Origin of the sequence: Pseudomonas izuensis (assembly GCF_002356535.2) — a bacterium.
Taxonomy (GTDB): Bacteria; Pseudomonadota; Gammaproteobacteria; order Pseudomonadales; family Pseudomonadaceae; genus Aquipseudomonas; species Aquipseudomonas izuensis.
In genome coordinates this window covers 5,007,226-5,018,416 of record NZ_AP017423.2, presented here as the reverse complement: position 1 = coordinate 5,018,416, position 11,191 = coordinate 5,007,226, and the positions used below count along the sequence as shown (strand labels likewise).

General features: G+C 60.3%; 11 protein-coding genes. 2 read left to right on the top strand and 9 right to left on the bottom strand.

Annotation, left to right across the window (positions count from 1 at the left end; translation table 11 throughout):
- Positions 1 to 5: 5 nt before the first annotated feature.
- Both LAB08_RS22185 and LAB08_RS22180 read right to left on the bottom strand, forming a co-directional pair.
- On the bottom strand, positions 6 to 812 hold the full coding sequence (locus LAB08_RS22185) for an alkaline phosphatase family protein (RefSeq protein ID WP_096509696.1): 807 nt from the start codon (positions 810 to 812) through the stop codon (positions 6 to 8).
- A gap of 138 nt (positions 813 to 950) precedes the next feature.
- Positions 951 to 2,015 carry an ABC transporter substrate-binding protein gene (locus LAB08_RS22180; protein WP_096509697.1) on the bottom strand — a complete coding sequence of 355 codons (1,065 nt, stop codon included), beginning with the start codon at positions 2,013 to 2,015 and terminating at the stop codon, positions 951 to 953.
- Positions 2,016 to 2,376: 361 nt separating this feature from the next.
- On the opposite strand from LAB08_RS22180, the gene LAB08_RS22175 reads away from it, so the two are divergent.
- A complete protein-coding gene (locus LAB08_RS22175; RefSeq protein ID WP_096509698.1) occupies positions 2,377 to 3,090 on the top strand; it encodes a UTRA domain-containing protein in 714 nt (237 codons plus the stop codon).
- Positions 3,091 to 3,203: 113 nt separating this feature from the next.
- Here LAB08_RS22175 and LAB08_RS22170 read toward each other — a convergent pair whose 3' ends face one another.
- The 7 genes from LAB08_RS22170 to minC all read right to left on the bottom strand — a co-directional run bounded on the left by LAB08_RS22170 (position 3,204) and on the right by minC (position 10,074).
- Positions 3,204 to 5,360, bottom strand: coding sequence for a mechanosensitive ion channel family protein (locus LAB08_RS22170; RefSeq protein ID WP_096509699.1), 2,157 nt, complete (start codon positions 5,358 to 5,360; stop codon positions 3,204 to 3,206).
- 76 nt (positions 5,361 to 5,436) lie between these two features.
- Positions 5,437 to 5,613 carry a hypothetical protein gene (locus tag LAB08_RS22165; protein ID WP_172901572.1) on the bottom strand — a complete coding sequence of 59 codons (177 nt, stop codon included), beginning with the start codon at positions 5,611 to 5,613 and terminating at the stop codon, positions 5,437 to 5,439.
- Between the two features lie 196 nt (positions 5,614 to 5,809).
- Positions 5,810 to 7,099, bottom strand: a complete 1,290-nt coding sequence (locus tag LAB08_RS22160; protein WP_096509700.1) for a M18 family aminopeptidase — start codon at positions 7,097 to 7,099, stop codon at positions 5,810 to 5,812.
- A gap of 214 nt (positions 7,100 to 7,313) precedes the next feature.
- Complete coding sequence (locus tag LAB08_RS22155; RefSeq protein ID WP_008017695.1) at positions 7,314 to 7,949, bottom strand: RluA family pseudouridine synthase; 636 nt, start codon at positions 7,947 to 7,949, stop codon at positions 7,314 to 7,316.
- A gap of 116 nt (positions 7,950 to 8,065) precedes the next feature.
- Positions 8,066 to 8,320 carry a cell division topological specificity factor MinE gene (minE, locus tag LAB08_RS22150; RefSeq protein ID WP_007974947.1) on the bottom strand — a complete coding sequence of 85 codons (255 nt, stop codon included), beginning with the start codon at positions 8,318 to 8,320 and terminating at the stop codon, positions 8,066 to 8,068.
- Between the two features lie 3 nt (positions 8,321 to 8,323).
- Positions 8,324 to 9,136, bottom strand: a complete 813-nt coding sequence (gene minD / locus LAB08_RS22145) for a septum site-determining protein MinD (RefSeq protein WP_060541535.1) — start codon at positions 9,134 to 9,136, stop codon at positions 8,324 to 8,326.
- Between the two features lie 200 nt (positions 9,137 to 9,336).
- On the bottom strand, positions 9,337 to 10,074 hold the full coding sequence (gene minC, locus LAB08_RS22140) for a septum site-determining protein MinC (RefSeq protein WP_096515242.1): 738 nt from the start codon (positions 10,072 to 10,074) through the stop codon (positions 9,337 to 9,339).
- Positions 10,075 to 10,192: 118 nt separating this feature from the next.
- On the opposite strand from minC, the gene LAB08_RS22135 reads away from it, so the two are divergent.
- Positions 10,193 to 11,125, top strand: coding sequence for a lipid A biosynthesis lauroyl acyltransferase (locus LAB08_RS22135; RefSeq protein WP_096509701.1), 933 nt, complete (start codon positions 10,193 to 10,195; stop codon positions 11,123 to 11,125).
- The last annotated feature ends 66 nt before the right edge of the window (positions 11,126 to 11,191 follow it).

The window sequence follows — 11,191 nt, the reverse complement described above, 5'->3', positions numbered from 1 at the left end:
GGAGGTCACTTGAGCAGCTCCCGGCATACGGGTTTGTCGTGGGGTACGCCCAATAACTCGCAGACGGTGCCGCAGATTTCGATCTGTTTCGGTGCGGCGCCGGCATTGAAGCTGAAGGCATCGCCGAGCACGAACAGCGGCACTTCGCGTTCTTCAGGCAGCAGGCCGTTATGGGAGCGGTCGTTGTTCATGCCATGGTCGGCGGTCACCAGCACCTGATAACCGGCGTCGAGCCAGCCTTGCAGGTAGTCGGCGAGGATGATGTCCGCCGAGCGGGCGCTGTTGCGGTATTGCGGGGTGTCGAGACCGTGCTTGTGCCCGGCGTCGTCGATGTTCATGGGGTGCACCAGCAGGAAATTCGGTGCATGGCGCAGGCGCAGGTTTTCGGCGTCGGCGAACAGGTGCGAGTCGGGGTAGTGATCGCTCCAGTAGAAATGCCCGTGCTGGATTGGCAGGGCAGGGTCGTCGGTGTGACGATCCCGGGCCGCCACGAATGGCGAGCGGTTGTACAACTCACTGACCCAGTGATACGCCGCTGCCGCGGTCTTCAGGCCGGCGTCGGTGGCGTAGTGGTAGATGCTGCGCTGGTTGGACAGGCGCGAGACGTTGTTATGAACGATGCCGCTGTCGATCGGCGTGACGCCGGACAGGATGCATTCGTAAAGCGGTCGGGACAGGGCCGGCAATGCACACTCCAGTTTGTAGAGCGCTGCGCGTCCTGCGCCGACGTAAGCCTGCAGGTGCCCCATGGCGTGGCGCGCGACTTCGTAATTGAGGCCGTCGAGCACGACAAGGATGACATTGTGCTTCATAGGGGCGGTGACTCCAAAAACAGAGGGATCGATGAAACCTGTGGGAGCAAGGCTTGCCCGCGATGGCATCACCTCGGGTCTATCGGATAGACCGAGTTGCCTGCATCGCGAGCAAGCTTTGCTCCTACAGATGAAGCATTACTTCATTTCTACGATGACTTCTTCGTTCCACTTCTGAGGCAGTGCCTTGGAGGTTTTTTCCCAGGCATCCGCGTCCTTGATCGGCGTGACCTTTTTGTACTGCTCGTTAGGCAGCAGCTTGGCCTGGACATCGGCCGGCAGGGTCAGGTGCTCGGCGCGGATCGGACGGGCGTTGCCTTTGGCCAGGTTGATCTGGCCGGCGTCGCTGAAGATGTACTCACGCGTCAGCTTGGCGGCGTTCGGGTTCTTGGCGTATTTGTTGATGATGGTGGTGTAGCCGGAAATCACCGAGCCGTCGGATGGAATCAGTACGGTGTAGTCATCCGGATTGGCCATCTTGGCCTTGTAGCTCAGGCCGTTGAAGTCCCAGACCACGCCGACTTCGATCTCGCCTTTTTCCATGGTGGCGATGGTCGGGTTGGCCATCGACAGGCGGCCCTGCTTGGCGATGTCGGCGAACAGTTCCAATGCAGGCTTCAGATTCTTCTCGTCGCCACCGTTGGCCAGTGCGGCGGCCAGTACGCCGTTGGCGGCCTGGGCGGCGGTGCTCACGTCGCCAATGGACACCTTGTATTTGCCGTCCTTGAGGTCAGCCCACTTGGTGGGGGCTTCGGAACCGTGCAACAACTTATTGTTGACGATGAAAGCGATGGTGCCGGTGTAGGCCAGGGCCCAGTGACCGTCCTTGTCTTTAGCCCAGGCAGGCACCTGGTCCCAGGTGGATGGCTTGTAGGGCTGCGTAACGTTCTGTTTCACCGCGATCGGGCCGAAGGCTGCACCGACGTCGCCGATGTCGGCGCTGGCATTATCTTTTTCAGCAGCGAACTTGGCGATTTCCTGAGCCGAGCTCATGTCGGTGTCGATGTGTTTCAAACCATAGGTCTTGGCCAGGTCTTCCCAGGTGCCTGCCCAGTTTGCCCAGTTGTCGGGCATGCCGACACTGTTGACCGCGCCTTCCGCTTTCGCAGCGGCTTCAAGGGTTTTCAAATCATCAGCCGCCATGGCGGCGGTGCACATGGCAATGGTCGAGCCTAACAGTGATGCCAGGAAAAGCTTTTTCATTCCGAAGCTCCTATGGGCGTTTTCAACGCTGCGATTGCGGTTGTGTTGGTCTAGGTCAGCAATACCTGAGCCAATCTAAGGGGGCTCGATGACACTTTGATGTCGTTCGTCGACCGGCTGAACGTTAATTTGCCCGGTATTGGAGGGTGCCTGATAAGCGTAGACCATCATCGAAGGCCCGCCGTACAAGGACTTGGCCGAGGTATTGCACGATTTTTATTGATTTGTTGGCGTAACCGTTCGGTCGCTTGTCATCGCTCAGTCATGTGCACTGCCTACGCTTGCAGGATGTTGATCGAGCCGATTAGTCGTGCGGTTCTGCCCCGAAACAGTGCTGGTCTAGTCCAGATAGGTAACGTTGATGCGTGATGAGGCAACAAAAGCGGTGACAGCCATTGGCCAGGTGCTTCAGGAGCAGCTCGATCACGGGTTGCTCGCGCCCGGAAGCAAATTGCCCGCCGAGCGCAAGCTCAGTGAGTTATTCGGGACCACACGGATCACTGTGCGCGAGGCGTTGTTGCAACTGGAGGCTCAGGGGCAGATTTATCGCGAGGAGCGACGTGGCTGGTTCGTTTCGCCACCGCGCCTGGCCTATAACCTGATGCAGCGCAGTCACTTTCACGCGATGGTCAGCGCCCAGGGGCGAGTGCCCTCCACCGAGGTGATTTCTGCGCGTTTGCAACCGGCGTCGGCGGCGGTCTGTGCCTGGTTGCAGTTGCCGGCGCTGTCGAGCGTGATTCAGATCTGCCGTTCACGACGCATCGACGGGCGACTGGTGTTGTACGTGGAGCACTACCTGAACCCGCAGTATTTTCCGGGGATTTTGGAGTTCGATTTGAATCAGTCGATCACCGAGTTGTATGCGCGGCACTACGATCTGCACTACGGGCGGGTGCGTTTCGAGATCGTGCCGACGGCGTTATCGGTCGATGCGGCGGCGGCGTTACGGGTGTCGGTGGGGAGCCCGGGATTGCGCATTGCGCGGGTCAATTATGATCAGCATGAGCGCTTGATCGACTGTGACCTGGAGTTTTGGCGGCATGATGCGATTCATGTCGGGGTGGATGTGGTCTGAGCTTTTGACTTTCTGTGGGAGCAAAGCTTGCTCGCGATGCAGGTGCCGCGGTCTATCGAAGGATTGCGTCGATGCTATCGCGAGCAAGCTTTGCTCCCACAAAGGCCGTGGTGCTATTCCTTCTGCGGGCCACCACCGGCGGTGATGACCTGCACGCTCATCCTTGGCGTCGCCAGGTCCATCCCCGCTTCGTCCATATGCCGTTTCAGCGACAGGTTGAACGCCCGTGAAACCTCCCACTGCTTGATCGGCGCGGTCTTGAAGCGGGCGCGCAGAATCGCGTTGCCGGATTCGAAACTTTCCACACCCTGAATCTCCAGCGGCGACCAGATGTTGCGCCGTTGCAGTGGGTCGGTGCGCATTTTCTGGCCGACTTCGCGCATCAGTTTGATCGCGTTGTCGATGTCCATGCTGGCCGGTACGGCGACCCGGAAGATCGCGTAGCCGAATTCCCGGGAGTAGTTCTTGATGCTTTTGATTTCGCTGAACGGAATGGTGTGGACGATGCCGTCGATGTCCCGCAGGCGTACGGTGCGAATGGTCAGGCCTTCGACGGTGCCCAGGTGCCCGCCGACATCCACGTAGTCGTCGATGGCCAGGGAGTCTTCGATGATGATGAACAGGCCGGTGATCAGGTCGGCCACCAGCGATTGTGCGCCGAAACCGATGGCCAGGCCGATCACGCCGGCACCGGCCAGCAGCGGCGTGACGTTCATGCCCATGTTCGCCAGGGCGACGATCAGCGCAATGATGAAGATCGCCACGAACAGTACGTTACGGATCAGCGGCATCATCGTCTGTGCGCGGGCGTTGGCCAGGCCTTTGCGCGAGCGGGTGAGGGCGTGGTGCACGGCAGTGTCGCTGAGGATCCAGATCAGCCAGGCGAAGATCAGCGTGCCGCCGAGGCTGAACAGTTTGACGCTGATTTCATGGCCTTCGCCTTCGGTGAAGCTGATCAGCGACATACCCCAGACCCGCAGGCCGAGTTCGATGAACGCCAGCCAGACCAGCAGATGCGCGAGGGTGTAGAAGAAGCTTTTCAGGCGTTCGGAGTACAGCGCGTGGCGCTTCACGCCGCGTTGTGGCTTGAGGGCATGGCGGCGCACCAGGCCGTTGATGACCATGCACAACACCAGCAGCACGGTGCAGATCAGAGACTGACGCAGGGCGGTGCTGGTATCGCCGGCCGAAACGAAGGTGGCGAACAGCGAAATGCCCACCAACACCAACGCCGGCACGAACCAGAAGGTGCCGAGAATTTCGATCGTGTCGCTGAGGGCGCGGCGGGTCAGGCGTCGTGACAGTGGCTGGTTGCGGATCAGATGCGCGACCGGGCGCCGGAAGCGCAGGATGAACAGCCCCGTGGACAGCGCCGCCAGGACGTTGGCCACCGTGGCGGCGGAGTGCGCCAGATGCACGCCCAGGCTTTCGATCAGGCGTGGGTCGTTCAGGGCTTCACCGAACGCGGCAAAGCTGCCGATCAGCCACAGCGGCCGAAAGGCCTGATGGCGCAGGATGTACAAGGCCCGGTGACGGTGCGGACCGTCGAGCAGGGAAAAGGCGATGACGCAGACTGCGGAAAAACAGGTGCCCACCACCAGCGCATACGCCAGCACCATGGCCAGGCTTTTACCCAGCGACGATGGCAGGGCGTAGCTCATGTACACCGTGATGACCAGGGCGATCAGCCATGGTCCGAGCTTGCGCAGGGCGAAGCGCAGCATGTCCAGGGCCCTGGGATGTTGCGGCAGCTCTTCGGTCAGGCCGAAACGCATGCGTACCCGATGGCTGAGCCAGATCAACGCGGCCGCCAGCAGGCTCCAGACCATCAAAATCATGGCGAAGGCGAAAATGATCGGCAGCCATTCGTTGGCTGGCAGCACCAGCTCGATCAGTTCGTCCCTGGCCAGGTTGAATTCGTCGGACCAGCGCGTGATCGGGCTGTCGGCACCGGAAAACTGTTTTTCGAAACTGGCCAGGGTGCCGCCGATCAGGCCCAGCACGCCTTCTTCGGTGGTCGGCTGGGCCTTTTTCGTGACATCGCGCAGTTTCTTCAAATCCGCCAGCAGCTTGGTGCGCTGTTGATCGTTTTCCAGGGACTTGATCACTTCGTCGAGGGATTGACCGAGGGGTTCCTGCGCCTCCGGCTGGGCTTTCGCCGAACTGTTGAGAAGGCTCGGCAAACCGGCCGCCTGGGCTGGCACTATCGGCAGCAGCGTCATCAGACAGATGAGGAAAAAACACGGCAAGGCAAAAAGACGAGCGAACACTGGGCGGTCAACCTCGGGGTGAGCGGGTCGACCGAGTGTACGAGCCCGTCAAATTCAATGCGAGTCGGGGGAGGATTTATTCGTTGAGTTTGGCGAGGATCTTGAACACCACGGTGGCGAGGATCAACAGCATGCCGATCCACATGGCGAATACGCCGGCGTTCTTGTCGCGAAAGTTGAAGCCGATTGCCAGCAGGATCATCCCGGCGAGGATCGGGATCAGCATGCCGTGGAAGGAGGACATCGAAATCATGGTGACTGCCTTGTCAGGGGGAGTAGTTGAAGTCTAGGTGGGAATTGGGTGGGCGGTGCAAAGGTGTATCAGAAATGAGTTACCAACATCATGAGTTGGTATTGGCTGTGCTGCCGTCTTCGCGAGCAGGCTCGCTCCCACATTGGAATGCATTTCAACTGTGGGAGCGAGCCTGCTCGCGAAGCTTTTTTAAGGTTTACGGCAACTCACGGCAGGCGTAGAAGGCGCTCAGCACTTTGACCAGATGTGCCAGGTCATGGCTGCCGCACAGTTCGCGGATCGAGTGCATGGCGAAGGTCGGCAGGCCGATGTCCACGGTGCGCACACCCAGGTGGCTGGCGGTGATCGGGCCGATCGTCGAGCCGCAGCCCATGTCGCTGCGTACCACGAAACTCTGCACCGGCACTTCTTCGGCCATGCACAGGTGACGGAAGAACCCGGCGGTTTCGCTGTTGGTGGCGTAGCGTTGGTTGCTGTTGACCTTGATGACAGGGCCGGCGTTGAGTTTCGGGCCATGGTTGGCGTCGTGCTTGTCAGCGTAGTTGGGGTGCACGCCGTGGGCATTGTCGGCCGAGACCAACAGGGATTTCTGAATGGTGCGCACGAACTCATCACCTTCGGGCAACAGGCGACGCAGCGTCTGCTCGAGCATCGGGCCATCGGCCCCGCAAGCCGAGCACGAACCGACTTCCTCGTGATCGTTGCAGACCAGTACGCAGGTTTCGTCGGTCTCGGCAGTCAGCAGCGCTTGCAGGCCGGCGTAGCACGACAGCAGGTTGTCCAGGCGTGCGCCGGCGATGAAGTCACCATGCAGGCCTATCACCGCTGCGCTCTGCGTATCGTAGAAACTCAGCTCGTAATCCAGCACCACGTCGGCATTCAGGCCATGTTCACGGGCCAGTTGATCGGTGATCACCGCGCGGAAATCCACGCGCTCGTCGCCGGCAAATTGCGCGAGCACCGGTGGCAGTTCGGTTTGGGCATTGATCGCCCAGCCCATATTGGCTTCACGATTGAGGTGGATGGCCAGGTTGGGGATGATCGCGATGGGTGCCTTGAAGTCGATCAACTGGCTTTCGACCTTGCCGTCACGGCGGAAGGTCACGCGCCCCGCCAGGGACAGGTCGCGGTCGAACCACGGTGCCAGCAGGGCGCCGCCATAGACTTCCACGCCCAGTTGCCAGAAGCCCTGGCGTTGCAGTTCCGGCTGAGGCTTGACCCGCAGGCACGGGCTGTCGGTGTGGGCGCCGACCAGGCGGATCCCGCCATGCAGCGGCGAGTGGCGGCCCATCTTGATCGCGACGATCGAAGAGTCGTTACGGGTGACGTAGTAGCGACCATTGGCTTCGGTATTCCACGGCTCGCGCTCGTCGAGACGCTGATAGCCCGCCGCTTCCAGACGTTGAACAAGGCTGGCGGTGGCATGGAACGGGGTAGGGGAGGCCTTGAGGAAGTCGATCAGGCCTTGGTTCAACTCTTCGCGCATAAGTAGCTCCAGACAGCAATGACGCCAGTTTAACGTATTGGTTGGAGAATTGGCGGTGGGCTGATGGTGGGGATGCCGCCGAGATTAAATCTTGAGAAGACCCCTTGTGGGAGCGAGCCTGCTCGCGAAGGCGGAGTGTCAGTCACCATTGATGTCGACTGACACTCCGCCTTCGCGAGCAGGCTCGCTCCCACAGTTTTTATTGTGTTGACCGTTAAAACGGTGCAGGGCACTCGAAACGCAGGCGTTCGCCGGTCTGGGGATGAGTGAAGGTGAGCATGCTGGCGTGCAGGCACAGGCGTGGCCAGGCCGCCAGGGCCTGTTCGTGGGCATAGAGCCCGTCGCCCAGCAATGGGTGGCCGATGGACAGCATGTGTACACGTAATTGGTGCGAGCGGCCGGTGATCGGCGTGAGCTCCACGCGGCACCAGTCGCCGCAACGCTCCAGCACGCGCCAGAACGTCAGGGCATGTTTGCCGAATTCATGGTCCACCACATGGCGCGGCTTGGTCGGCGGATCGTAGCGCAAAGGCAGGTCGATGCTGCCACTGTCCAGCTCGGGTTGACCCCAGCACAGTGCGGTGTAGGCCTTTTCGGTCTCGCGGTCGTGAAACTGCCGGGACAGTTCGCGGTGCGTATCGGGATCACGGGCCAGCAGGATGATGCCGGAGGTTTCCCAATCCAGCCGATGGACGATTCTTGCTTCCGGGTAGCCGTTTTCTTGCAGGCGGGTGATCAGGCAGTCCTTGTTGTCATCGGCCCGGCCAGGGACGGAGAGCAACAGGGTCGGTTTGTTCACCACCAGCACGGCGGCGTCCTGATGGATGATGTGGACGTTGGACAACGGCATTAAAACAGCCTCGTAACAAACGCCAACGGCGGTTCAGGCCCCCCGCTCTGTGGGAGCAAGCATTGCTCCCACAGAGTGCAGACAGCCTGAACCGCCGTGGCTCCCGCCGGATCGACTCAGCGATCTGGCAGGGTGATGTTGAGTTCCAGAATCGAGCAGCTGCCCTGGCTTTCCAGTGCGACGTGCACGTCATCGGACCCGATGTTGACGTACTTGCGGATCACCTCGACCAGCTCCTTCTGCAAGGCCGGCAGGTAGTCCGGGGTGCTGCGTTGGCCGCGTTCGTGCGCCACGATGATCTGTAGACGCTCTTTCGCTACCGACGCGGTGCTTTGCTTTTTGTTGGCACGAAAGAAGTCAAAAAGGTTCATTGCTTAGTTGCCTCCAAACAGGCGCTCGAAGAATCCCTTCTTCTGTACATCGAGGAAACGATGGTCCACGGTCTTGCCCAGCAGGCGATCAACGGTATCGCTGTAGGCCTGGCCGGCATCGCTCTGGTCGTCGAGGATCACCGGAACGCCCTGGTTGGATGCCTTGAGCACCGCCTGGGATTCAGGGATCACGCCGAGCAGCGCCACCGAGAGGATTTCCTTGACGTCTTCTACGCCGAGCATTTCGCCTTTGCTCACACGTTCCGGGTGATAACGGGTAATCAGCAGGTGTTCCTTGATCGGGTCTTCGCCGCGCTCGGCGCGACGGGACTTGCTGGCCAGCAGGCCGAGCATGCGGTCGGAGTCACGAACCGAAGACACTTCAGGGTTGGTCACCACGATCGCTTCGTCAGCGAAGTACATGGCCAGGTGGGCGCCTTTCTCGATGCCCGCCGGGGAGTCGCAGACTACGAACTCGAAGTCTTCCTTGAGTTGCATCAGGACTTTTTCCACGCCCTCGACGGTCAGTGCGTCTTTGTCGCGGGTCTGGCTGGCGGCCAGTACATAGAGGTTTTCCAGGCGCTTGTCTTTGATCAGGGCCTGTTGCAGGTTGGCTTCGCCGTTGACGACGTTGACGAAGTCGTACACCACGCGGCGCTCGCAACCCATGATCAGGTCGAGGTTACGCAGACCGACGTCGAAGTCGACGATAACTGTTTTGTGACCGCGCAGAGCGAGGCCGGTACCGATAGCGGCGCTGGTGGTGGTCTTACCCACACCACCCTTGCCGGATGTAACCACGAGAATCTTGGCCAAGGTGTTTCACCCCTAAGGAAAAAGGACTTTTAGCCCCTGAAAAACATCTCTTGAAAACTACTGCAGTCGGACAGCCTTGGCTGGAATTCGGTTCTTGGCGGCGTTTACCCCCGGTAAACACTGCTTTTGGCCTGTTTCCTACTTCGTTTGAGCCGTTTTCGCTACGTTTTAGAGATGTTTGGAAAATGCGGCAGTATCCGTTAAAGCCGAATGATGTTCAACACATCGCCCGACAGGCTGACCTGAACGCCTGAACCCCATAAAGGGTCGCGACGCAGATCTTCGGACACCTTGTAATGACCGGCAATGGAGACCAGTTCAGCGCTCATTTGCTGACAGAAAATCCTGGCTTTCGTATCGCCTTTGACCCCGGCCAGCACACGACCACGCATGGGGCCGTATACATGGATGTTGCCATCGGCGAGAAGTTCCGCCCCCGGGCTGACCGAGGAAATCACCACCAGATCGCAGCCCTGGGCATAAATCTGCTGGCCGCCACGTACTGGCGAAGTGATAATTTTTGTCGGTTTGATCGTCGGTTCCGGCGGCTTTTCCGGTTTTTTCGCAACGACGCCTTCATTCAGGTCCAGCGGGCGCTCACGGGCGCCGGACGGTGGCAGCACCGGCAGGTCGACTGCGATGGCAGCCGCGATGTCTTCGATACGGCTGGCACGGATCGCCAGGGTGCGCAGGCCGTGCTGGCGGCAGACGCGCATCAGGCCCGGCAGATCGACCACGCCTTCGTTGGGCGACAGCTTGTCCAGGGCCAGTACCAGCGGTGCATTGCTGAAAAAGTTGGGTGCCTGGGCGACCTTGGCGGCCAATTGCCGATCGAGGCTTTCGAGGTCGTTACGGGCCAGTTCCAGCACCGTAATGGCGAGCATGCTGCCCTTCAGCTGGAACACGGGATCTTGGTCTAGCGGTTCGGTTTGGCTCATGGTCGGCATACAACGACTTGTCACTAAAAGTGCCGAGACTTATAACGAGAACGCCCGCGGGCCGCAAGCCGGGTCGAACGATGTAGAATGCGCGGCCATTGTCTTTTCGGAAGCTTTAATGGATCGCCCGCGTTTTCGAACAACCTTTCTGTCTCCACGTTTCTGGCCGCTGTGGCTGGGCCTTGGGCTGTTGTGGCTGATTGTCCAGTTGCCGTATCCGGTATTGCTGTGGATCGGCCGTGCGCTGGGTGCCTTGATGTATCGGGTGGCCGGCGACCGACGGCGCATCGCCAAGCGCAATCTGGAGCTGTGCTTCCCTGAAAAGACCGCTGCCGAGCGCAAGCGTCTGCTCAAGGAAAACTTCGCTTCCACCGGCATTGCCTTTTTCGAAATGGCCATGAGCTGGTGGTGGTCCCGTGAGCGCCTGGCGAAGCTGGCCCACGTCGAAGGGCTGGAGCATTTGCAGCAGGCCCAGCGCGAAGGCAAGGGCGCGATTCTGATGGCGGTGCATTTCACCACCCTGGAAATCGGCGCCGCACTGCTTGGCCAGCAGCACACCATCGACGGCATGTACCGCGAGCACAAGAATCCGTTGTTCGACTATGTCCAGCGTCGTGGTCGCGAGCGGCACAATGCCGATTCACTGGCGGTGGAGCGAGAAGACGTGCGTGGCATGCTCAAATTGCTGCGCTCGGGCCGGGCGATCTGGTATGCACCGGATCAGGACTACGGCGCCAAGCAAAGCATTTTCGTGCCGCTGTTCGGCATTCAGGCCGCGACCGTCACCGCCACCAGCAAGTTTGCTCGGCTGGGCAAGGCGCTGGTGGTGCCATTCACCCAGGAACGCCTGGCGGATGGCAGCGGTTATCGCCTGGTGATCCATGCGCCGCTCGAAGGCTTCCCGGGGGAAACCGAGGAAGAAGACTGCCTGCGCATCAATCAGTGGGTCGAAGGCGTGTTGCGCGAGTGTCCGGAGCAATACCTCTGGGCCCATCGTCGCTTCAAGAGCCGCCCACCCGGCGAGCCGAAGTTGTACGCCAAGCGCGGTTGATCAATCGAACCCTGTAGGAGCGAGCATGCTCGCGATGGACTCGAGAACGCCGCGGGGTGTCAGGCT